At 55.6% G+C, this 23,291-nt stretch carries 22 protein-coding genes and 1 tRNA gene; 20 read left to right on the forward strand and 3 right to left on the reverse strand.

Going from position 1 to position 23,291, the window contains the following annotated elements; translation table 11 throughout:
* Nucleotides 1–3: 3 nt before the first annotated feature.
* The 20 genes from F0155_RS23395 to F0155_RS08345 all read left to right on the forward strand — a co-directional run bounded on the left by F0155_RS23395 (nucleotide 4) and on the right by F0155_RS08345 (nucleotide 19,226).
* Nucleotides 4–153: a hypothetical protein gene (locus F0155_RS23395; RefSeq protein ID WP_161599779.1), complete on the forward strand. Its 150-nt coding sequence runs from the start codon at nucleotides 4–6 to the stop codon at nucleotides 151–153.
* An 11-nt stretch (nucleotides 154–164) separates the two neighbouring features.
* The gene (locus tag F0155_RS08255) at nucleotides 165–401 is read left to right on the forward strand and encodes a hypothetical protein (protein ID WP_150524020.1); all 237 of its coding nucleotides are present in this window, start codon (nucleotides 165–167) and stop codon (nucleotides 399–401) included.
* 9 nt (nucleotides 402–410) lie between these two features.
* Nucleotides 411–632 carry a hypothetical protein gene (locus tag F0155_RS08260; RefSeq protein ID WP_150524021.1) on the forward strand — a complete coding sequence of 74 codons (222 nt, stop codon included), beginning with the start codon at nucleotides 411–413 and terminating at the stop codon, nucleotides 630–632.
* Between the two features lie 3 nt (nucleotides 633–635).
* Nucleotides 636–2,339, forward strand: coding sequence for a portal protein (locus F0155_RS08265; RefSeq protein WP_150524022.1), 1,704 nt, complete (start codon nucleotides 636–638; stop codon nucleotides 2,337–2,339).
* Nucleotides 2,323–2,631: a Bbp19 family protein gene (locus F0155_RS08270; protein ID WP_150524023.1), complete on the forward strand. Its 309-nt coding sequence runs from the start codon at nucleotides 2,323–2,325 to the stop codon at nucleotides 2,629–2,631. Before F0155_RS08265 ends, F0155_RS08270 begins: the two co-directional genes overlap by 17 nt.
* Complete coding sequence (locus tag F0155_RS08275; protein ID WP_150524024.1) at nucleotides 2,628–3,530, forward strand: hypothetical protein; 903 nt, start codon at nucleotides 2,628–2,630, stop codon at nucleotides 3,528–3,530. The genes F0155_RS08270 and F0155_RS08275 overlap by 4 nt, the downstream gene beginning before the upstream one ends.
* 11 nt (nucleotides 3,531–3,541) lie before the next feature.
* Complete coding sequence (locus F0155_RS08280) at nucleotides 3,542–4,585, forward strand: hypothetical protein (RefSeq protein WP_150524025.1); 1,044 nt, start codon at nucleotides 3,542–3,544, stop codon at nucleotides 4,583–4,585.
* A gap of 78 nt (nucleotides 4,586–4,663) precedes the next feature.
* The gene (locus tag F0155_RS08285) at nucleotides 4,664–5,011 is read left to right on the forward strand and encodes a hypothetical protein (protein WP_150524026.1); all 348 of its coding nucleotides are present in this window, start codon (nucleotides 4,664–4,666) and stop codon (nucleotides 5,009–5,011) included.
* A gap of 8 nt (nucleotides 5,012–5,019) precedes the next feature.
* Nucleotides 5,020–5,607, forward strand: a complete 588-nt coding sequence (locus F0155_RS08290) for a phage connector family protein (RefSeq protein ID WP_150524027.1) — start codon at nucleotides 5,020–5,022, stop codon at nucleotides 5,605–5,607.
* Nucleotides 5,604–8,036 carry a discoidin domain-containing protein gene (locus F0155_RS08295; protein ID WP_150524028.1) on the forward strand — a complete coding sequence of 811 codons (2,433 nt, stop codon included), beginning with the start codon at nucleotides 5,604–5,606 and terminating at the stop codon, nucleotides 8,034–8,036. Before F0155_RS08290 ends, F0155_RS08295 begins: the two co-directional genes overlap by 4 nt.
* Nucleotides 8,037–8,039: 3 nt before the next feature.
* The gene (locus tag F0155_RS08300) at nucleotides 8,040–8,537 is read left to right on the forward strand and encodes a virion core protein, T7 gp14 family (RefSeq protein ID WP_150524029.1); all 498 of its coding nucleotides are present in this window, start codon (nucleotides 8,040–8,042) and stop codon (nucleotides 8,535–8,537) included.
* 19 nt (nucleotides 8,538–8,556) lie between these two features.
* Nucleotides 8,557–11,298: a lysozyme gene (locus F0155_RS08305; RefSeq protein WP_150524030.1), complete on the forward strand. Its 2,742-nt coding sequence runs from the start codon at nucleotides 8,557–8,559 to the stop codon at nucleotides 11,296–11,298.
* On the forward strand, nucleotides 11,298–15,491 hold the full coding sequence (locus F0155_RS08310; protein ID WP_150524031.1) for a hypothetical protein: 4,194 nt from the start codon (nucleotides 11,298–11,300) through the stop codon (nucleotides 15,489–15,491). The genes F0155_RS08305 and F0155_RS08310 overlap by 1 nt, the downstream gene beginning before the upstream one ends.
* A gap of 9 nt (nucleotides 15,492–15,500) precedes the next feature.
* Nucleotides 15,501–16,193: a hypothetical protein gene (locus F0155_RS08315; RefSeq protein WP_150524032.1), complete on the forward strand. Its 693-nt coding sequence runs from the start codon at nucleotides 15,501–15,503 to the stop codon at nucleotides 16,191–16,193.
* Nucleotides 16,193–16,873 (forward strand): hyaluronate lyase N-terminal domain-containing protein, encoded by a 681-nt coding sequence (locus F0155_RS08320; RefSeq protein WP_150524033.1) that lies wholly within the window; start codon nucleotides 16,193–16,195, stop codon nucleotides 16,871–16,873. Before F0155_RS08315 ends, F0155_RS08320 begins: the two co-directional genes overlap by 1 nt.
* 2 nt (nucleotides 16,874–16,875) lie before the next feature.
* The gene (locus F0155_RS08325; RefSeq protein ID WP_150524034.1) at nucleotides 16,876–17,361 is read left to right on the forward strand and encodes a DUF4376 domain-containing protein; all 486 of its coding nucleotides are present in this window, start codon (nucleotides 16,876–16,878) and stop codon (nucleotides 17,359–17,361) included.
* Entirely contained in the window at nucleotides 17,361–17,732 is a 372-nt protein-coding gene (locus tag F0155_RS08330; protein WP_150524035.1) for a DUF1353 domain-containing protein, read from the forward strand. Before F0155_RS08325 ends, F0155_RS08330 begins: the two co-directional genes overlap by 1 nt.
* 17 nt (nucleotides 17,733–17,749) lie before the next feature.
* Entirely contained in the window at nucleotides 17,750–18,649 is a 900-nt protein-coding gene (locus tag F0155_RS08335; protein WP_150524036.1) for a glycoside hydrolase family protein, read from the forward strand.
* The gene (locus F0155_RS08340) at nucleotides 18,646–19,032 is read left to right on the forward strand and encodes a hypothetical protein (RefSeq protein WP_150524037.1); all 387 of its coding nucleotides are present in this window, start codon (nucleotides 18,646–18,648) and stop codon (nucleotides 19,030–19,032) included. The genes F0155_RS08335 and F0155_RS08340 overlap by 4 nt, the downstream gene beginning before the upstream one ends.
* On the forward strand, nucleotides 19,029–19,226 hold the full coding sequence (locus F0155_RS08345) for a hypothetical protein (protein ID WP_150524038.1): 198 nt from the start codon (nucleotides 19,029–19,031) through the stop codon (nucleotides 19,224–19,226). Before F0155_RS08340 ends, F0155_RS08345 begins: the two co-directional genes overlap by 4 nt.
* 208 nt (nucleotides 19,227–19,434) lie before the next feature.
* Here F0155_RS08345 and F0155_RS08350 read toward each other — a convergent pair whose 3' ends face one another.
* The 3 genes from F0155_RS08350 to F0155_RS08360 form a co-directional block, all read right to left on the reverse strand.
* Nucleotides 19,435–20,169: a hypothetical protein gene (locus F0155_RS08350; RefSeq protein WP_150524039.1), complete on the reverse strand. Its 735-nt coding sequence runs from the start codon at nucleotides 20,167–20,169 to the stop codon at nucleotides 19,435–19,437.
* Nucleotides 20,170–20,203: 34 nt separating this feature from the next.
* Nucleotides 20,204–20,275: transfer RNA gene (locus tag F0155_RS08355), tRNA-Lys, on the reverse strand.
* A gap of 266 nt (nucleotides 20,276–20,541) precedes the next feature.
* The gene (locus F0155_RS08360; protein WP_150524040.1) at nucleotides 20,542–22,614 is read right to left on the reverse strand and encodes a hypothetical protein; all 2,073 of its coding nucleotides are present in this window, start codon (nucleotides 22,612–22,614) and stop codon (nucleotides 20,542–20,544) included.
* Nucleotides 22,615–23,291: the final 677 nt, after the last annotated feature.

Here is a 23,291-nt window from a genome sequence, read left to right on the forward strand (position 1 = left end):
GCGTTGGGTTGCTTTCTGCTTGGGTTCTTCTTCGGCCTTGAACTGATGCGCTATGGCGTCCTGCTTTGCGCGAGAGGCTATGGAAATGGCGAACAAATGGGCCCAGGTATCGAGCGCTTGGCCGCCTTGTTTCGTGGCGAAGACGTTGAATAGGAAAATTTGAAATGCTTAACGTCCATCTTCCCGGCGTCTACATCTACGGCGCTCTGACAGTCGTCATGCTGTTTCTTGCAAACCTGCTTTCCCTGAACACAGGCGGGGCGCTGGCGGCGATTGTCTGCTCTGGCGCTGCCTACTTCGCAAGTGTGGGTGGTTGCCTCTCCATGGATCGCCTTTGCAACATTCTGTGGTGCGTCTCGGTGTTCGCCGGGGTGCTGTCTCTTGCCGCTCTCATTGTGTGAGGTCTGATCATGTGCATGCCAAGCAAACCGAAAGCGCAGCCGGTGAAGGAAGTCCCTCCGCCTCCGCGTGATCCTGAGCCGCAACGTCAGGCGCAAAATCTGGCGGAAAATGAACGTCGCCGCCGTGCTGCAGCCTATGGGCGCCGTGCAACCACGCTGACCGCTCCTTTGGGCGTCAATAACTTTGGCTCCAAGTCACAGGGCGTGACACTTCTCGGACAAGCAGGCTGATCAATGGGTGTCGTAGACGATCTGAAAACGGAGTTCTCGGCGGCTCAATCTCTCCGGCAGGGCTACGAAAGCGACTGGCGGGATTATGTCGCCTTCACCGCTCCCGACATGGAGAAGGGCTTTGAGGGCACACTTGGAAAGGCTCACTCCGGTGTCATGGCCCTGCAAAGCTCTGCAGCACGTCAGCGTTCCCGCCATATCCATGACGGCACTGCGGTTTGGCTTCTCGATCGTCTCACGTCCGGCGTTGAAAGTCTGACCACCCCGAAGGGCTTTCCTTGGCACGGCATTACCTCAGATGATCCGTTTGCCCCCGATCCGACACAGGAAGAAGAGGAATATTTTGACACTCTGCGGGACCATCTGTTCCGTATCAGGTATTCCGACAAGTCCGGGTTTGCGCTTTCCAACCGGTCAAAGCTGAAATCGACGGTCAAGCTTGGCACGGGCGTGATGTACCTGGCAGAGAACGACACGTCCTTTGCCGATATCAAGACGCCAATCTTCTATCGCTATATCCCGCTTCATGAGGTCTATCTGATCGTAGACGCACAGGGGAATGATTGCGGGTTCTTCCGTGAACGCACCCTGCAGGCGTGGCAGATCGTCAAGGAGTACGGGGAGAAGAAGGTATCTTCCAAGGTTCGCGAAGATGCGGGCGACCCCAAGCGCAAGACGCGCACCCACACGATCGTTCAGGCCTGCATGCTTCGAGAAGGCGGATATGCCGGGGCAGTCGACGCCAAGAAGTCGCTCTATGAGGCGATCCACTTCGAGACAGAGACAAAGCACATCTGCAAGCAGGGTGGTTTCTTCGACTATCCCCTGAGCATAAGCCGATGGGACAGGGATGGTCTTTCGCCCTATGGCTCTCCACCACAAGCCAAGCTGATGGGCGATATCAAGTCGCTTCAAAAGCTGGCCAAGGACGGACTGACCGCCTCCGGTATCGCTGTGCGTCCGGCACTGGCCGTGTATAGTGTTGAACGGCCCATTGATTTCAATCCGGGTCGAGTAAATCCGGGGATGATTGATGAACAGGGGCGGCGGCTCTATGCGCCAATGCACGACGCGGTAAACCCTGGCGCAAGTTCGCAGATGATCGAGGCCATTCGCGAGCAACTGCGGATCGGTCTCTATGGTGATTTGTGGCAAACACTGCTGGAAGGCAACGGCCGGACGGCAACGGAAGCCAATATTCGCCGTCAGGAAATGGCTGACATGATCGGGCCGTTCACCACCAACATTCAGGCCGGGCATGGTCCGATGTTTGACCGTGAAATCGGCATTCTCGGTAAGCGCGGGGCATTTGAGGAAGGATCTCCACTGGCCCCGCCACAAAGCCTTTCCGGGGAAATCACGGTTGCCTCTACCGCTCCGATCGACCAGATGCGCGAGGCCGGGAACTTCGAGGCGCTTATGGGCTTCGAACAATACCTTGGCGCAAAGGCGCAAACCGATCCGACCGTTCTGGATTGGGTCGATGGCGACGAAAGCGCGGATATGGCTCGCCGCTCGCTCGGGCTTCCGGCAAAACTCCTGCGCAAGCCGGAAGAGGTCGAGAAGCTTCGCGCACAGCGGGCCGAACAGCAGCAGCAACAAGAGCAAATGGCTATGGGTGAAAGCATGGCCCGAATGGCAAAGGACGGCGCTCCTATGGCCCAACTCCTAGCAGAACAGGCAGGCGGTGATGTGGCAGGGGGTTAAGCGTCTCATTCGAGGGCGACACAATCAGGCGAGGGAATTGGAGCGGTCTTACAGGGCCGTTTTTTTATGCCCGGAAGGTCAGGCCGTACTCGCTGATCTGGCCGCCGAAAGCGGCATGTACCTCGCGGCTCCCTATGAGCTGAACGAGAGGCAAAGCGGGTATGTCGACGGGCGCAAGGCGCTGTTTGCCCGCATTCTCTCGATGCTGACCGTCACACCTGAAGAACATCTTGCGCTGCAGGAAGCTGCAAGGCGCGAAACACTCCAACTTAAAGAGGATGAAGACCAATGAACCTGGGCGGAAACGGAGAACAGGGCGGCAACGGCGCACAGGACGGGCAGGGAACGCCAAACGGCAACGGCGGCAATGGTGACGCCTTCCTGTCCACCTTGAGCGAAAACAACCGCTCCTTTGCACAGGAGCAGGGGTTTCAAAATCCTGACGCCGTGTTCGATGGCTATCGGTCGCTGCAAGAGCAACTGAACGGCGCGGTCAAGCTGCCGGGTGCCGATGCAACGCCGGATCAGCACAGTGAATTCTACAAGCAGGTTTCCGGCAACTGGACACCGCAGGATGGCTACCAGTTCAAGATGCCGGACGGCCTGCCTGAGAACTTTGCCTATGACCAGGAGTTTGCCACAGAGGCAGGCGGCTGGTTCAAGGAAGCCGGTCTACACCCGATTGCGGCACAAGCGCTGCATGACAAGTGGGTCGGCAAGATGGCGGAACTGCAGGGGCAATCTCTGGAAGCCGCCGAACAAGCAGCTCAACAGCAGGCGGAAGCGGTCGAAAGTGCGCACCGGGAGCTTGTGAAGGAGTATGGCGACCCGAACAGCGACGGTTACAAGAACCTTGTCGCCAAAGCTGACCGGGCAAACAAGGCGCTGAACGACAAGGGGCTCGACCTGTCGGCATGGTTTGCTGAAAAAGGCATTCTGACCGATCCGGACGACCAAGGCGCGCAGCAAGTAGCGGACCCGATTGCGGTGAAGCTGCTGGCCTTCATTCACGACAACGCCTTTTCCGAAGACAGCCTAAACGGGCTAGCCGGGGCAGGCGGTGGGAACCCCTTCGACAAAACGAACCCTGATCTTGCCAAGCAGAACGAGCTTATTCGGACCAACCCGGACAAAGCAAAGCGTCTGATTGAGCAAGCAGGCCGTGACCCGAAAACCTTCTATCTTTCCTAAGAGGCTGAACAATGGCTGATACCCGCATTGCGGATCTGATCGACCCGCGCACGTTTACCCCTTACATCGCGGAAAACCGTCATGAAAAGCTTGCGATGCTGTATGAAAGCGGCATCCTCGCCGCTCCCACGGAGGAAATCTCTTCCCGCTTCAATGCCGGTGGTCGCAAGATCGAGGTGCCGTTTTGGGAAGATCTGGACCGCACCGAACCGATTGGCCCGGATGACTCTGACACCGACATCGAGGCGAGCAAGGTCACTGCTGATGACATGACCGCCTACAAGAGCAAGATGGGCAAATACTGGAAGTCCAAGTCCGTTGCCGGGTGGGTGGCAAATGGCAAGGGCAGTTCCCCGATGGAACGGATCGCTGAGCGGGCCGGTGCCTATTGGTCCTTCAACAAGGAACAACGCATCATCAAGACCGCCCAGGGCGTGATTGCGGACAGTGTGGCGAACCATGGTGGCGATATGCTCTATGCCGGGGCCTATGCTGATATTGCCGCACCCACAGCGGCTAACCGGATTTCCCCGCAGGTCGTCAACCGGTCACGTCTTACCGCAGAGGACGCGCTTGAAGACATGACCGCGATCGGGATGCACACCCACGTCTACGCCACACTGATGGACGCGGAAAAGATCGAATGGATCAAGCCGTCTGATGCGCCGTTTCGCGTGCCGACCTACATAGGCATGCAAGTGATCTGGTCGAAGTACTTCCCGGTTGCTGCCGGGACAAATTCGCCCAAGTACACCTGCTTCCTCTTCGGGCGCGGCGCGTTCATGCACATTGACGAAGTGCCCACGGCACCGACGCAATACGGCAACGAAGGGACGGAAATTGTCCGTGACGCGATTACCGGTCGCGGCGGCGGTGCGGATGGTCTCATGACCCGCCGTTTCGAGCTGCTTCATCCCAACGGTATGTCATGGACGCGGGCCTCAATGGCAAACGCCAACTATGCCTCCTGGGCGGAGCTGCAGGACGGCGCGAGCTGGACCCGGAAGTATGACCGCGAGAACATCAAGCTTGCGGCGTTTGATGTGAACGTCTGATCCCGGTCGGGGTTGGAATGAATTGAAGAAGGCGGGGGAAACCTCGCCTTTTTTGTTTCCCAATCGGAGTGCTTCAGAATGAACCCGAAAGAGCTACACGCGGCGCATATGAAGCGCTTGCACGATACAGCCAAGAAAGACCTTGGCAGGTTCCAGCGCGAGAAGACGGCGGCTGAGAAGGAGCGGGAAGCCGTTTCCGATGCCCACTCGAAAGCCTGGAACAAGTCCTTCAATGAAAAGCTCAAGGCTGCTGCAAAGCAGACAGAGCCCGAGCGTCCAGATCTTCCGCCGAATTGGCGCGATGAACACTGGAAGACGCTGCAGAAATGGGCTGACGATTTCGCAGGTGTTGAAGCCTCGAACAAGGTCGAAGCCATTGCTGCCCTTGAAGAGTGGGAAACCGCTCAACTGCGCGAAATGATCTGAGGTGAACCATGGCGGGCACGGTCAATACAGAAGTCGATATGGCGAATGAGGCGCTGGCCCATCTGAAAGAGCCAGCAATCAGCGCCTTTGACAAGTCAAGCACTGCTGCCCGCTGGTTCTCTCAGCACTATCACAAGCGCCGGGACATGATGCTTGCAAAGCATGAATGGGACTTTGCGCTTGATCTGGTCCGACTTGGTGAGGACGGTGCAAAGCCTGCCTTTCGATGGGCGCGGCAATTCAGGCTTCCTCATGACTGCTTGCGGGTTCCCCTGCAGACAGAGGGCGGGCGCCGGGATGGGGCTCCGATCCCGCTTGAAGTGATGGGCGGCAAGATCCTGACTGACGCGCCTGCTCCGTTTCATTTGCGCTATGTGCGCCGGATCGATCGGGAAAGCGAGTTCTCGCCGCTCTTTGTCGAGGCTTTTAGCTACTACCTTGCGGCTGGTGCGGCTCATGTGATCGCGGGCAAGAACAGTCTGGTTCAAACCATGACACAGGAAGCCGAACGGGTCTTGAGCGAGGCACGGGCAACTGACGCCATGCAAAGCACCCCGCAACTTGAAATCATGCCGGAAGTGATCGCCGTCCGATGACCTATGTCAGACAAGCCACATTCAGCCGCGGGGAACTTGACCCCGAATTGCTGCACAGGTCGGACCTGGAATTGTTTCTGTCCGGCCTTGCCGAGTGCGAAAACTTCATCACCCTGAAACGTGGTGGCCTTCGTCGTCGTGGCGGAACCCGGTTTCATGGCGAGGTGAAGACCAGCGCAACGGGTGCGTGGCTGATCCCGTTCGAGTTCGGCAACGGCCAAAACTATATGCTTGAATTCGGGGAAGGTTATTTCCGTATTCATACCCGATTTGGCCGGGTTGGTTCTGTGGAAGTCGCAACGCCGTATCCATTGGCGGTTCTTCCGTTCCTGAAATTCGTGCAGTCGACGGATACGCTTTTCATCACTGGCGGCGGTGTTCGTCAGCATGCACTCAAGCGTTTGGCCGAAGATCAATGGACCATAGAACCCTTGAAGTTCAAGGATGGGCCTTTTCTTCCGGTCAATATCAGCCAGACAAGCTTGCAGGCTCACGGAACAGGAAACCCGGTCCCGCCAATGTCCAGCAACACCGCGCCGTCTGGTGTGGTTCGGTCTTCAAATGGTGCCGCCGATGCCTATGCAGCGTTCAACCGCGCTCCCGGGCGGGTGGTCATCAGCTCAACCGGCGACGGGTGGATCTCCTATGAGTTTCCGGGAGCTGTCACGGTCGATGCCTATATGCTGCAGGCGCCGAACGACAACAGCACGAACGACGATATGCCGGCGCAATGGGCGTTTGAGGGCTCCAATGACAACGTCAATTGGACAATCCTCGATACACAGGACGCACAATACACCTGGAATTCCTCGGAATGGCGGCGGTTCTCGTTTCCGAATGAGACAGCCTTCCGGTTCTATCGCTTCCGGTTCACCGAAGGCGGCGGGCGGAACTCGGACAACACTGCAATCGGGCAAATTGTCCTTCACCAACTGGCAAGTCAGCAGGCACCGGTTGCCCTTACCGCGACCAGCACAGCGGGCATCAATGGCGGCGCGGGGTTTGTTGCTTCCGATGTTGGCCGTCATGTGCGGATCAAGGGAAGTGATGGCGATTGGCGTTGGTTGGAAATTGTCGGGTTTGTCCATGGGGCTCATGTAACGGTGCAAGTCCACGGGCAAAGCCTTCTGGACACCTACCCAACAAGCATTTGGCGGCTTGGTGCATGGTCAGCAACAACCGGCTATCCCTCCGCCGTGGGGTGGCACAAGAACAGATTGGCCTTTGCCGGTACACAGGAAGAGCCACAAACCGTTTGGGAAAGTCAGGCCGATGATTACACCCGGCTTGGAGTTTCCTCGCCGCTGGTGGCATCCGATGCAATTACGGTTGGTATCTTGTCCGGTCAGGTCAACCAAGTGCAATGGCTGGCAGATGACAACGATCTGCTTGTAGGAACGTCGAAGGCCGTTCGCTCCGTTGGGAAGGCAATCGAAAGCGACCCCTACGGGCCGGATAATGTCGACCAGAAGCCAGACACAAACTTTGGCTCCAACCATATCCAGCCAATCAAGATTGGTTCCGTGATGCTCTACTTCGGGCAATACGGGACGGATCTGCGGGAACTGGTCTACAGCTACGAGGCAAACGGACGGTTGAGCCAGTCCATAAGCGAAGTGCAATCGCATCTGTTTTCACCGGGCATCCTGGGAGCCTGCTACCAGCAATATCCAGATAGCATCGTGTGGCCGTGGGATACGAACGGGCAGGCGATCGGCTTCACCTATGAGCGGGAACAGCAGGTGTTCGGCATGCACCGCCATGATTTCGGCGGCGTGGTTGAATGCATGCAGACCATCCCGGGCGAAGGCTTCGATGAAGTCTGGATGATTGTGAAGCGCTCAATCAACGGTCAGGTGAAGCGTTATATCGAAATCATGCAAAGGCCGTTCCTCAGAGAGGACATTGCGGACGCTTGGCACTTGGATAGCGCTCTACGCTATGAGGGCGTTCCTGTGACCACTGTGACCGGTCTTGGGCACCTTGAGGGGAAAGAGGTGGTCCTGTTCGCGGATGGCTCGGACTATCGGGCTACCGTTACAGGCGGCGCGGTCTCGCTACCTGACGAACGCAAGGCTTCGAAGATCCTGGTCGGCCTTGATGTTGTCGCCCGAGCAAAAACGCTGCCGCCTCCGACCAATGCCCAGGACGGGGCGTCCATGGGCCGGAAGATGAAGGTCGACAACGTGAAGGTTGCGGTGTTCGAAGCCGGTGTTTTGGATATTGGCGTTGACGGCGGTCACATTGACAGCCGCATCCACTACCGGACGGGCGACCCTTACGACAATCCGGCTCCGCTCCGTTCTGAGGTGATCGACGCCAACATTGAAATGTCTTGGGATAGCGGGGGCCAGATCGTCCTTGAAGCGACGGGCGGAAAGCCCTGCACGATCCTTGCCTTGAATTACAACCTGTCACAGGAGCCTTGAGCAATGTGCCATCCAGCGGTAATTGCCGGAGTGACGGCTGTCGCCTCGCTCGCGGGCGGGTTCATTCAGGGTCAAGGGGCTCAAGATGCGGCGAATGCGGAAGCTGCAGCCGAAGAACGGCGGGCCGCCATGGCTGAGCGTCAACAGGCGATCAATCAAACACAGGCATCTTTTGAACGTCGCCGGACGCTCGACCAGTATCAGAAGGTCATCGGAAACAACGTGGCCGCTGGCTCTGAGCGCGGCTTGTCCGATACCGGGTCGCTGGTTGACGTGATGGACGATAACGCCTTTGAGGTTTCACAAGACCTTGAGGCGATCCGCTTCCGGGCCGAAGGCGAGCAAGACAACCTGGCGTTCGAGGCAAGCGAGGCACGGCAACGGGCCGTCTCCAAGCGCAAGGCAGGCAAGACCGCGAAATTCGGGGCGATCCTCGGCGGGGTGACAGGGGCGGTAACAACCCTTGGTCAATCCTTCTACCGTCGCCCTTTGAGAACGTAACCAGCATTCGAGGCAATCCATGGCAAACTTGGCCCGCTACTCAGGTACGCGGAACCTTCCGGGCGTTCGTCAGGCACAAGTCATTGCCGACACGTCCCAAGGTGAGGCGATGGCTTCCCTTGGTGCTCAGGTGCAACGGTCGGCGGGGGCGCTAGGTCAGGTTGCAGCACTGGCGCAACAGCGACAGAACGAGATTGACGACTTCGAGCGCAAAAGAGGCCTGCTTGATTTCACGTCGAACGTGTCTCAACGCGAGTTCGAGGCAAGCAATAACCTTGCTCCGGGCGCTTCCGGTTACACGGAAAACATGCTTGCGCAATTCGACAAGGACGCGAGCGACTTCGTATCGAAACTGCCAGAAAGCCAAAGGGCACAAGCCGAACTTGATGTGAAGGGATTGCGGGGCCAGTTCTTCGGACGGTTCTCGCAAACCGAATACAACGAGCGCCAGCGGTATTTTCAGCAGGGCATTGCCGAAGGGCAGGACACACTTGCAAAGACGATCCGCAGCAACCCGAACGCCTATGAAGAGGCAAGGGAGCATGGCCGTGCCCTAATCTCGGAAAGTGGCCTGTCGAAGATCCAGAAGGAAGCCGCGCTAAAGCAGTGGGACCGCATGGCGTCCCTTGCGTGGGTGGACACCCTTCCGGCAACTGAGCGGCAACAGCTCTTTGCCGGTTCCAATGTTGATGCGGCTTCCCTGATCCGGTCAAAGGAAGGGTTTAGGAACAACGCCTATTGGGACGTGAACCACTACCGGACGGGCTACGGTTCCGACACGGTGACAAAGGCAGACGGTACAATCGTCAAGGTCACCAAGGATACCGTTGTCACCCGAGAAGATGCCGAACGCGATTTGAACCGCCGCATTGGTGAGTTTCAGGCCGTTGCCGTGAAGCAGATAGGAGCGAATGCATGGCAGGCTTTGCCGCCTCGGGCGCAAGCCGCATTGACCTCGATCACCTACAACTACGGGGAACTCCCGACGCGGCTTCATGCGGCTGTCAAATCGGGGGACATGGAAGCCCTCGCAATCGCGATTGAAGGTCTGAAAGGGGATAACAGCGGGGTCAACAGTAATCGGCGGCAGGAGGAAGCGGACATTGTGCGGGGCGCTCGTCGCATTCCGAACGCTCCCCCGGAAGTGCAGGCCCGTATTGATGCGCTCTCCTACGATGATCAGGTGAAACTCTCCGATCAGGCGCAACGGGACATGATCACGATAGCATCGGATCGGAAGGACGCCTTTGCGCTCGATATCGCCAATGATCCTTTGACCGTCGATCGTCAACAGATCCTCACTGATCCGATGTTGGACAACGGGCAAAAGGCCACGCTCATCAACTCATTGGATAGCGCTCTCAAGGAAACGGAGAAGCTTCGATCTGCTGTTACCTGGGCGCAGACGGAAGGTAAGAGCAACCCGCTTGACCCGGATGCAAGGAAGGACGCGCAACGGGTCTGGAATTCGCTGGTGGAAGGTCATGAAAACCCGGATCAGCTTGCAGTCGACATTGTGGAGCGCAAAGGCGTAGTGCCGAAGCCCTATGTCGACATGATCCGCAATAACCTGCGTAGCTCGAACCCGGCCACTGCTGGCGCCGCCTTTGCAAGCGCAATGAGGCTCTATGAGATTGACCCATTGGCGGTACGTGGTGCCGAGAACGGGCAGGCCTTGGAAGATGCCGCGTTGAAGTGGCGGGTCTACCGGGAAAGCCTCGGCTTATCCGAGGAAGACGCGGGCGCGCGTTTGGCTGCACAAAACAGCCCGGAATATGCAGCGGCGAGGAAACAAGCTCAAAGTGATCCAGAGCTAGGCAAGGCGATCAAGGGGGCAACTGCGGAATTTATCGAAAGCGAATTGAGTGGTTGGTTTTCCGGTGTCGCGCTTGGCGGCGAGCCAATCCAAACAAGCCGCGGTGTAGCTGAATACCGGGAAATTTTGGAGGAAGCTTGGATTGAGACAGGAGGCGACAAAGGCGCAGCTACCGCGCTTGCAAATGAGCGGTTCCTAAAGACATGGGGCACTTCCGAGTTCAACCGCTTCGGCGCCGATGTTTTGGTGAAATACCCGCTTGAACAGGTCGTGCCTGCCGTTGGCGGCTCACATGAGTACGTTCATGAGCAAATACAGGAAGACTTCGCGGCTGAAGGTATCGAATTTGATGACTATCATTTGTCTGCATTGATAGGCCCAAGTGGTGAAAACCTGACACTTGAGGATATTCGAGCAGGTAGACCGGTGCGCTATTCTCTGTCCTATACCAAGGACGGGCGGAGCGAGGTTGCACAATTCCCGTTCTATGCTGACCCCGAGGCAGCTAACGCCAAACGATTGCAGGCCTTGCAAGAAGAGCACGCGCTTTCATCCAAGGCACAGGAAAAAGAAAACACCTTGGCAGAAAGCAGGCGGAACTATCGTGACGCCCTTACCGCGCTGTCTGTCCAGAACACACCGGAAAATCAGAAGAGACTTGAAGACGCCAAGGCGAAGATTGCGCCTGCGGAGGCCCAAGCGGCGGAGGCAAAGAAGGCGGTTGACGCCGTTAAGCGCCCCAAAAATGCAACGCCGGTTACTGGTCGCCCGAGCAAGACACAAACGGTGTACGAACAGAACGAAAAGGCGGTCAGCGAATTCGAGGCTCTGGAAATGGCGCAAGCTGCACTGGAGCGCGGCGACAACAAAGAAGCATTGCGTGCGGTTCGCGGCTTCCCGTCTCTCTATCGGGACATTGAGGCCTACATAAGGGGGCAGAAGTAATGCCGTTTGACCGATCAGAAAAAGTTGATCCGGGGCCGCTTGCCCGCGATATGTGGGACCTCAGTCCGCCGTCCGACGCAAAGCCAGAAAAAGGCTTCTTTGACGCGCTCGGCCCTTCCTTCCGAACCAATAACGAGGTGGGCGCCGCTCTGGTGTCAGAAACGTTGTGGGCGGGCCGCGACGTTCTCACAACGGTTGACCCGGATTATCAGCCGGATTGGAAAGACATTGAAAGAACCTATCCGGGGTTTGAAGGTCGCTTCTTGGAAGTGTTCAACTCAGAGCATGAAAAGGTAGTTCGCGCTGATCTGGACCGCGAACTAGAAGATCAGGCGGTGATAGAGGCTGCAGGTTGGGGTGGGACGTTTTCTGATGTTCTAGCAGGAACCGTCAGCCCTACTACCTTTCTCCCGGGCGGCGCATTCGTGAAGGCTGGCCGTATTGGATACAGCGCCGCAAAGACGGCTGTTTCTGTTGGCTTGTCTGCTGGCGCTGGCGCTGCGGTTCAAGAAGCGGGGCTGCTGGTAGCCAAACAATCGCAAGACCCGGTGGAAAGCGGCATGGTCATTGGTGGGTCGGTGATCGTCGGCGCCATCCTCGGGGCTGCAGGTGCGCAGGTGTTTTCTGCCAGCCAGTTTCGAAAATTCAGCCGTGCGTTGGAAGAGGATCTTGTAGATGCAACGCCGCACCCTTCGGAAATCAGCCAGGAGATTGTAAGGCGGATGCAATCGGCCGGCGCTTCCGCCGTCGATGAAATCAACCTTGATGATCTGGAAATAGGCGGCCCTCGTGCCGTCAAGGCGATTGCCAATGCTACGGCGGCTGTGAAGCTTAATCCGGGCCTTGAGCTGCTGACTTCCAAGTCCATGAAATCCCGGCAAGTGTTCCTTCGTCTGGCTGAAAACCATGTTGGCACGGCGGCTGAATTGGAAGGGCGGTCCCTTGGCGCTGCGGTTGAAACCAACATGAAGCAGTGGACCCGAGGCGCATTGTCGAGATACCTGGCAACGCAGAAGCTCGCGTTCAAGGAAGCGAAGAAAGCCGGTTTTTCAGGGCGGCAAACCCAATTCAATGAGTTGGTGGCTAAGGCCGCCCGTCGAGGTGACGTTGACCCGAACGGCGATCCGTTTGTGGAGAAGGTCGCAAAGGCTTGGCGTGATGAAATCGCAAACCCGCTCAAGGATGAAGGGGTGGCGGTGCAATTGCTGCCGGAAGGTGTGAAGGTCACAACGGCTCCTTCCTATCTCTACCGGATCTATAACCACAAGAAGATCCTCGCTGGTGAGGGGAAGTTCCGCGATATCTTGCGCCGGCACATCAAGGGCGAGGTTGAAAAGGCGGTAGGCCGTCAGGAGGAAATCGAGATTGCCCGCAAGATCAACCGGGCAACCGATCTTGACGAACAGCTTTCCCGCTCACGTGACCGGTTGACCTCGATCGAAAACCGGCTTGGCAAAAGGCAGGAAGCACGTGGCCGCAAGCTTGGTGATATCCGGCGCCGGGAAGGGGAGCGTTTCGACCTGCTCAAGGGGCGCGTCCCCAAAGAGGTGATTGCCGCTGCAAAGGAAGCGCGTGACGATGATGTAATGGTGCGGGCGGTAGCAGAGAGCCACAAGGCCCCGCCGAAGCTCTCCAAGCGCCCTGTGATCAATCTCTTGAAGGACAAGGGGGGCGTCAGGATTGGTTCCCACCTTGATCAGGAATTGCGGGCAATCGGGGTGACGCCGCAAACTGCTCCGGGCCTGTTCAAGAATGGCAAGGGTCTGTCTGACGCTGACAACCTCGTCGCCCGTGAAGAGCCGCTTCTGTCTGGAATGCGGGTTGATCAGAACGGCTATGCAGATCGGGATGACATTCTGTCGGCAATTGCTGACGAAATGGCCGGTTCCCCGATCCGCCTTGACGACGAATTGGCTATCGAAAGCGCTCGGGATGCGTTGGAACGCAACGTCTCCGAATGGCTCGACAAGATCGGTCTGCCACCGAATGCAACGGCGAAGGAAGTGCGCGACCATCTGGAAAAGGCTTTGCGCAATGAAGGCAAGCTTTCCGATCTTGACCAGTCTGTCGGCAAGATGTGGGGCGACCTGGACGAGTTCGACAAGCTGTCCGATGAAATCAGCAACGAGCGCCTCATTGCGGATGCGGAGGTCAGGAAGTTCACCGATGAACTGACGGAGTTGGAAAACTCGATCAACGAGGTGCGCCAGTTCGCCAACAATTCGGACCGGGTGAAGATCCTTGTCGACTATGCCGACACCAGAAAAGCCTACGCCAAGGGGCGCTATGAGCAATCCAAACTCGCAAACCGCATTGACGCTATCGAACGACTGGAAGCCGAAGGCCGGTTGACGCCAGAACTTGATGCAGAACTGCGCGCCCTTCGTGCCGACAAGGCAAAGGTAGACGAGCGGGTTATCAAGGCGGGGCATAAGGCCGACAAGTTGAAGCCGATGTTGCCCAAGGATCGGGCGGAAGAACTCGACTTCTCCGACGATCTGGACCTTGAAAGCTATGTCGAGGAAGCCGTTGAAGCGACGTTCAACAAGATCATGGGCAAGACGGTGGATGACACTCCGTCTTGGATGGTTCCCGCAACACAGGGTCCGCTCAAGGGTAGGACGCTCAACATTCCTGACGAAATGATCGAGGAATTCCTTGAAAACGACATGGAGATGATTGCGCGGCGCTATACCCGGCAAATGGCTGCAGAGGTTGAGCTGACCCGGCGTTTTGGCCGTGCGGACATGAAAGACCAGATTGCTGAAATCCGGGCGGATTATCAGGAGCTGAGGAAAGCGGCAAAGACGGATGCTGAACGGGCAAAACTGAACGATCAGGAAAAGCGTGATGTGCGGTTGGTTGAAGCCTTCCGCGACATGCTCCGGGGCACATACCGGGCCTCTGACGAAAGTTCGGGCTGGTCTGCATTCACGCGAATGGCGTTGGCCTGGAACTATATCCGCCTGCTTGGTGGCGTCACACTGTCGAGCCTGCCTGACATGGCGAACGTGATGACCAAGAACGGCTTGACGGAGTTCATGCGGACCACGCTCCCGATGTTGAGCCGTGAGACACAGGCGCTCAAGATTGCGCGCAGGGATGCCCGAGAATGGGGCGCGGTCACTGAAACGATCCTGCAGTCACGTCTTGCCGAATTGGCTGATCTGCATGACCCCTATGCATCGGGAACGATGGCTGACCGGATCATGGGGAATGTCACTTCCGGCTTTTCAAAACTGACGTTTCTTGACCGCTGGAACGACATGAACAAGTCGATCGTAACGGTGATGACGGGCAACAAGGTGTCTCGTCTGCTCTTGTCGAATATCACCGAAGTGCCCGACAAGTGGGGCGTCATTGGCAAGCAGGTGTCTTTCGACCGGCTGAGCAAACACGAGAAAACCTACCTTGGAAAGCTCGGCATTGATGAAGCCATGGGAACCCGGATTGCCGACCAGATCCAGAAATACGGGTTGGAAGAAAACGGGATTACCGGTCTCAATCTGAGGGTATGGGACGACAAGGAAGCCCGCCGCGCCATGGCTGCGGCCCTGAACAAGGAAGTTGATGGCACGATCATAACGCCGGGAATTGCGGACAAGCCTTTGTGGGCGCGATCCAATACCGGCAAGCTGGTCATGCAGTTCAAATCATTCGGGCTTGCATCACATCAGCGGATCTTGCTGTCACGCCTGCAGGGACGGCAAAAGCATCTGGCCGAATTTCTGGTTCTTGGAAGCTCGCTCGGGATGATGGTTTCCTACCTGAAATACATCGAGCGGGGCGACTACGAAGGGGCGAAGCGTCTGACGGAAAACCCCGGCTTATGGATTGCGGACGGCTTCGACAGGACGGGCATTGCCTCTGTTTTGATGGACGTTTCCAACACAGCGGAAAAGCTTGGCTCTCCGCTTGGGTTCAAGTCCGCGGCGCAAGGCATCGCCGGTGATCCGGATAGGGGGGCTGATGTGTCGAGATACGCAACCCGAAACAGTGCTGGCGCTTTCCTCGGCCCGTCAATTGGAGTTCTGCGGGACTTGGCAACGATCGCCTCACAGGCGGCCAATGGTGGGCTCGACAAGCAAGGGGCCCGTGCGCTGATCCGGCAGGTGCCGGGGGCAACGCTTCCGATCGCAAGAAGCGTCATTCAAACCCAAATCAAACCAATGCTGGAAACGGCAACGGACTAAGAGGCTTCAATGACAATTGATGCAATGAAGGAAGGCCGCGCCCAGGTCTTGGGCGACGGCGTGACCAGTCGTGTCGATCTGGATTTCCAGTTCGTTGATGAAAAGAACCTGTCGGTCATCCACACGGATGCAAATGGCGTCAACATAGAATGGGCTTACCAGCAGGCTCCGGGTAACTGGACCTATACGGGCGGCGACTTCAAGGCCGGGTCGGTCCACTTCGACGCCTCTGCTCTGAAACCGGGTGAGCGCCTGACGGTGGTTTTGGTCAGTGACTACGATCAGCATTACAAGCTGACCGGTGGCGAAATTGACCCGAAGGTCATTGAGAACGCGCTTGATGACACGGCGGTCAGCATGCAGGCCCTTGCCGCTCGGGTAGGGCGCACGATCGTGTTTCCGGCAACGCTTCCCGGTCAACTCCCAAACTTCGAACTGCCAAGCCTGCAGGAAGGTCAAGGCCTCATTATGAAGGGCGGGCAGTTGGTCGGAGCGCCGCTTGATACATCCCAGTTTCCCGGCTGGTTACAGACTGCCGAGGAGAACGCTGAGCGATCAGAGGAGGCCGCAAATGCTGCCGCGCAGTCTGAGGCTGCCTTGTGGGCTGCAATCCACGCAATCCAGAACTCCAATCACTTTTACGACGATGGCCGGATCACTGATGAAGTGACCGAATTCGAAGATATGGGGAGGCTGTTTTAATGGCTGTTCAACGTAGGCGCCGAGCGGGGACCACCGCCGAACACGCTAACTTTGTGGGCGTGCCAACAGAAATGACGATCAACGACACTGAATGGACAATCCATGTCCATGACGGCCAAACACCGGGCGGCCATCCGTTGGCGAAACGGTCGGAGCTTGCTGAGCTGGCATCCAGTCAGTCGGTAGCAGAATTGAAACAGGGTATTTCAGGGCATGTGACGAACGTTTCGGAGGTGGTGCTTGATCTTGCCCCATTTCTGGAAAACGGGTGGGGTACTTTCGAGCTGGACATTGATTTGTTCGATCCCGACACGCAGACCGCGCAATTATTACTCTTTGTGAGCGCGGACGGCGGTATCTCTTGGGATACAAGCTACTCCAACACAGGTTGGTATCTTGATTCCGCCAATCAATTCTTGAAATACAATGCAGTCACCACTCAAGGCTATCTCATCGGCCCGACCCAAAGTCGCGGGCGCGGATTTGCACGACTTGTTGTAACCCCAACAGGATTTAATTGCACAACCAGATCGAGTGGCGTCAACGAAAATGGCGCGGTGTCCGAGTACGATTTCACAATCCAGAACGGTTCGGCCATCAACGCGATCCGCCTATTTGCCTCCGGTGGTGTCAATACTTCTGAACTCCGCTACTCCCTCCGCAAAATCGTGAGGCCGTGACCATGAACGCCTATCGTCTCTCAAGCGGTGAACACCGCATATCTCACCTTGAGCCGCATGAGCTGCCCGCAGAATATGCCGATTGGGTTTTGGTGCCTGAAGGACTGCCGGTTCCGAAACCTACCAGCGAAGAGGTGAATACCGAGCGCGACAGGCGAACGGCACTAGGTTTCAAGTTTAACGGCGCGGTCTTCGACTTTGATATCCGCGCCAAGACCAACATATCAGGAGCCTCTCAGATGGCGTTCATGGCTGTTATGGCCGGTGTGCAAGAAGGCAACTTGCGTTGGCATGGCGGCAATGAGGATTTCAGTTGGATTTCACAGGACAATACAGCCATCCCGATGGATGCGCAGACAGTCATCAAATTTGGGCAAAAGGCGGCTAATCACGAAACGGCTCACGTCCTTAAGGCTCGTGCCCTGAAGAATATGGACCCGATCCCGGAAGACTACGCCGAGGACAAGTGGTGGCCGAAGGACGAGTAATGTCTGGTTTCTCCAGCTTCGATTATTTCGAACATGTGCCGGGGACACGGAAAACCTACGTTCTGACGCAAACCTTGCGCTGGCACATCGGCTGCAAGGGCTCTGATTGGCTTCTGGCTGTCGAGGCCGGAACAGTTTTTGACATCTCCGTTCCTTGGACTTTGGAATGGCTGCAAAGCCCACATGACAGGCGTGTTCTACTGGCTGCGGCCATTCATGACGAACTGCTGAAACGCGGCCATGATGTCGCCTTTGCTTCTGCCGAGTTCAGGCGGGCGCTTCTGGCCCGTGGATGCTCGCCGCCAAGGGCATGGGCCTTGTTCACCGCTACACTGATTTGGACCGCCTTCGGGCGGTTTTTTCGTGCCTGATAAAAGGGGCTTTCTCAATGCATACGAGTAAATCCGGCGTGGCCTTCCTTGAAGGGCACGAGGGCTTTGTTGCGCGGGCTTATCTGGATCCGGCTGGCATTGTCACGATCGGAACCGGCTTCACCAATTCCAGCCGTGTTGCACGTGGTTACTTTGGCCGCAAGATCCGGCTCGGGGATACGATCACCCGCGACCAGAACCGGGAGATCCTTCGAGCCGCACTCAAGGAGGAATACGAACCACCTGTCAGGACTGCCGCGCCGAAAGGGGCAAAACAGCACGAGTTTGATGCGGCGGTTTCTGCTGTCTTCAACCTGGGGCCGAAGTTTGTAACGTGGAAAGCGTTCCGGCTCTGGCAGAAGGGCCAGAAGGACGCGGCCGCGCAGGTTTGGGCCGCCAACTACAACAAGGCAGGAGGTCGCAAGCTTGCCGGTCTGGTTCGTCGGCGCAAAGAGGAAGCCCATCTTTTCCTGACCGGCGAATATGCCGGCATAGGCGAGGGCGTTCAGCGTGACGTCACCAGCCAGCCGAGTAAGCCTGATCCGGTTGTGAAAGAGGCCCAGGAGGCGCTTACCCGGTTTGGGTTCGATCCGGGCAAGATTGACGGATGGATGGGACGGCGCACCAAGGCCGCTGTTCTGGCCTACCAAAAGACGCACCCACACCTGACCAATGACGGGATTATCGGGCCTGCCACACTGGCACAGCTCAGACGTGATGCCGTTGCTGCAAAGGAAACGCTCACACAGGGCGGGGGGCTTTCCGTGGTGTCTACCCTCGGCGCGTTCTTCTCCGGTCTTCCTTGGGGCTACTTTGCACTGGCTGCTGTGGTTCTGGCTCTGGTCTGGTTTGGATGGCGCTACCGTGATGTTTGGCAACGCCGGTTCAACACGCTGTTTGGCCGTGAGGTGTCGTGATGTGGGCGATTGTGAAGCTGTTCTTCTCGGGGCCGTTTGATCGGATCATGGGAAGCGTTGACCATGTAGTCAGCAATGATACCCAACGCGAGAAGATCCGGGCCGATGTGATCGAGCGCTATGCGGCAATCGCTGCAGAAGAACGGGCCGATGCGAGGCGGTATCGTGCCTTCTGGTGGGTCTGGTCGGTCATCGCCGGTTCGGCAGCTGTCTGGTTCGCCCTGATAACGCTCGACACAATCGGCAATTTCTCTTGGTCGGTGGCGGATTACCCGCCATCGGTGAAGCATTATGTCGACACCATCTTTGCATCTGTCTTCGGATCGGGCGGGGTGGTGGCTGCAGCTCAGGCAATCTCTAGCGCGATCAGGGGGCGTCGTTGAACATCGACACAGAAAAGTTTTTAGCGGGGCTGTTCAGCACCATGGTAGGCGGGGTGATCTGGCTTGTGCGCCGGGTCATCACCAACGAAAAACAGATTGCCCTTCTGGAACAGGCCTTGAAGGCGCGGGACGATGATTTGAAAGAGATAAAGCAGGATATCAAGAACCTGCTGGGACGTGGGCACAAAGACTGAGGGGCCACTTTTTTATCGTGGACCTGTTGTGAAACATGAATTGGAAATTTTGCCACCGGATTGGGGGGTAAGGTCACTTTGCAGGTCAAGCGACCGAAGTGTTTGGATCTGGCGCTGGATGCACACTGGGCGTTGGATATCGTGCCGGGCTGATCGTGGCAAACTGGATGGATAGATTTGTCGGACTTCGACCGTGAAAGAATTGGAGTTACGTGTTATCGGTCCGAAGTCGCTTTGCTCGCGCGCCAGTGCGAGCGTCCTTATCAATCAATTTCTGTTTATGCTGCTGTAAAGTCCTTTGCTTGGAGCGAATAATATTTTCTTCTAGTTCAACAACATATTGGTACCAGTCGCGCATGAACGCCTTGTGAGGGGATTCGATGAGTGCTTCGACGGCCTCGGCCATCAATTCGTGCCCGCGCATCCATGAACTCACTTGTACAACGTCCATCGCTGCTATCTGCTTAGTGCGTTCCGCTTGAACAGCATCGTTCTTTCGGTTCAGCGCAACAGTCCATTGGCCGTGAGCGAGTTTGTTCCTGAATAGACTTGGGTCGAGCACATGCAGATCTATTGCCTCGAACAGCTTCTTCTTAGTGTTTGGTTGGAAGCTACCTCTTTTTGCGTCGAGGTGACGCAATCCAAGATCAACGGCCTTCTTCCAAGCGGCAGCTATTCCATCGCCCTTTGCCCTCTGTATCTCTTCGATCTCGTCGATCTCAAAACCGTAAGGCGTATGAATTATCTTGGAGAAATTGGCTTCAGCCCACGAACAGAAAAGAAGCGCATACGTCTTAGTGAACGCCGAAACTCCTGCTTCGTCGTTTGAGCGAAGCGCATCGTTGACGCATCTGTGAACCTGCCGCAGTGCCGTCTTCAATGAGCGTGCATTCTGCACTTGAGCTTGGAAAATTTCTAACTTCGCTGCTTGGTCCATGGTCATCACGGGCTGTCGAGAACAGGGCAGCAGCTCTGCTCTCGACAGCCCGGAATCGAACCGGGACTTCTGATCAAAGATCAGCGCCTCTGCCATAATAAGGCTACTGCCGCATCTTTCGAATATTGCCAACCGATTGGGCTGTCAAGAACTAAAGTTCGGATACAACGGCTGGAGTTCAAACCAAGTAATCGAAAGCACGCTACAACTGCGGGTGCAACTATGTCCACGTCCCGTGAAACCATTTTCGTCGCTCTCTACGCGGGTTTTCGGTGATGCCAGCAGGTGGGCTCCTGATCATGGGCAGCAGCAAGCAAATTAAACCCAATGTAACGCAAACGCTCCGGCTTGAATCATGAATGTAGCCTTCCACGCAGCCTAGGTAGCTGGCAATTCTGCTTTCATTCGCCTCACCTGAGAGTGATCGTAATAAAAATCAGACGTTCCTGTGGTGAAGTGACGTGTTTTCTTAAGTTCTATCCAAAAGCTATGTGCATCCGATACTTCATCCAATACCACCAACATTTGGGGAAGGCTCAAAAACCAACAATGGAAGAAGGGCTGGGAAATCTTGGCTCCTCCAGGAAACAGAGAGACAACCTGATCACGTATCTTACGGATCTCAGCATTTATCTTATCGAAACGATCATTCATTTCTGGCTGCACAGGTGTGAACGTGGCCCCAAGCGTAGTTTCCATCATATGTTTGAGAAACATTCGATCTTGAAAACTGCCATAATCAAGGATAGCCACAGCGACCCGTTCGATCTTTCGATTATTAAGCTTTAGACTATAGCGGTGGCCACAATCATCGAGTTCTAATTCGCCAGCAATTCGTAAACGTTTCTCATGACTTCCGGCTTGCGCCTGCGCAAATAGCAGACTTTCGGCGAGATCGATTGCGAGATTCACATCGCTGCCAGCTCTAGCTTTTCGGGTTAGAGCTTTTTTCTTAATTTCGATGAAGACGATAACCTCATTCGTCTCAACAACTATGTCGCACTCTCCGTTTTCAGAACCCACATCGTAATTCCCGCAACTTACCGGCACGCCACGTCTGGTTAACTCTTCCTTCAAGAAAGCCTCGGCTTGTTTGCCGACGAGGGTGTCCAAATTCTTTTCGAATGCTCGGAACGCGATGAGTAAGGCTTCCGGGCATGCCGCGGCCGCGACAGATCGGTCGATAATCATATAGCACCCACCACCCATGGGGAGCAGGGGTTTGAAAAGGAAGTCCATGCCCTTCTGCTGCGTCTCCTGTGTAGGTGCATCAGTTGGGCGAAAGAAGTTCTGATTGGTTCCGCTATATGGATGGCATAAGACTTTTTTGAGTAAGTTAGCCACAATCTTCTTTGGTATATGTGGCAGTGCGCGGCAGACGCATTTTTCTGAGATGACAACCGGTCCGCGAACATCAGGAGTACATTTAAAAAGTGCGGCGACAACATCCAACGCTTGTCCGAGCGTCCAGCCGTCGGGCGTTGTCAGTTCAGGATCAATAAAGCCAAGCAGGCCTCGACAAAGTCTCTCAGCGTCCGATGGCCGAAGTTGGGGCATTCGGAACATAGTGTCATAGAGTGCTGTTTCCTGAATATGTTTCAAAAGCAGGTGGGGATCAAAATTGCCAAATACTGACGGGGCATAGGGTTGGACATCGACCACTGCAGCGTAGGTAGAGATTAAAAGAATTAGCTTTTGCCAATTGTGGTCGGTGTTTTGATAGGGCTTTTTTCCGGAAAAGTGCTTAACCGCGAGTTGTAGTAGATAACCCCAAGGGACTTGAGGACGACGTCCCCCCAACATCGAAATCGGCGGAACGAGGTGGTAACGTTGGAGAGAGGCATCGTAAACTGGTGTAATTGCCTCGAACAACCTTCGAGCCACATTCAGGCCACCCATTGTTGAAATGAGTTTTTCAATGTCTCCAATTAAACGCGTCTCGGAGGCTTCTTCGACACTGATCCAGCGAGGCTCAAGTCGAATGCTGTAACCTGCTTCTTTGAGTGATCTGGCAGCTTTTGCAACTTCGAACTGCCGTGCATAGGCACGGTTTGGGGTTGTCATGTATTGAGAAGTTAGCGCCATGTGATCCGTAGCAGCTTGCACGGCGGTTACCCAATCACCTTCAATATCGGACCGATCTTCATCGGTGGATACTACCGCGTCTCTTATACGAACCAAGACTTCCAAATGAGGGGCAAGCGGCTCATTTAATATAACGTGCTCGCGAATGAGGTCAGTGATCAAATCAAAGCAGAGAGTACTCACTTTAGTTTTTCCGCAGACAAAAGCAGCGTCGATACGGTGGTAAAGCGCGTCTGTTACGGAGCCTAATTGATAAGTCCCGCTTTCCTGCAGACCTACATATTTATAAAGATCTTTTGGGTTTGTGTTTTTGTCTATTGAGCTATTTGTAGAGGTGACAATTTGTCTAAATGACTGGAGATCCATTGCAATTCAACTCCCGTGGTGTTGACTAGACTTCGGGCAAACGCAAAAGCCGAAACTCGATCTCTGTAATTCTAATCAGAGAGCAGCAGACCGAAAGGAGCCGCAATCTCGAATAGGTCTCGACCTCTGCTCAGACTATTGTGATGGGCAAAATCAAAACATCTGTAGTGGTTAAAACAAAGAACGTCTCGTGAACAAAATTGCCGTGGTTTTTCAGAGCAGGCTTAAAAACGATCACCTATTTCGTGGGACACCCTAAATGTAAAGCATTGATTTCAAATAGGCGCAGATGCCGGTGTGTGGGACATATCTGCATTGAAATTATTTCATTTTCTGGAATTTTATTGGTCCCTCCGGGCCCACCATTCTTTCTTTTTCTATTTTTTATTCAAAAAGATATTGAAATTCAGTGACTTATCTTTCTTGCTCATTGTAGCTCGCCGCTCAAATTTAGAAATTTGACGATCAAAATTAGAATTCTCAGTTTTTAGCGATTGTCGCGAGGACCGACACGTCGCACAATCGACTCACGGGTCGGACTTCCATTTTTGTTCGGCTTAGAAAATTCCAAACTCCCCATAGAAGCCATGGTTTTTACCGTCGATTTAACATCTCTCTCACGAGCTGGACACCCGCAAAAACCTCGCGCTGTTGGATGATTTCTGATTCACTGGCTT

Origin of the sequence: Roseibium sediminis, from assembly GCF_008711325.1 — a bacterium.
Taxonomy (GTDB): Bacteria; Pseudomonadota; Alphaproteobacteria; order Rhizobiales; family Stappiaceae; genus Roseibium; species Roseibium sediminis.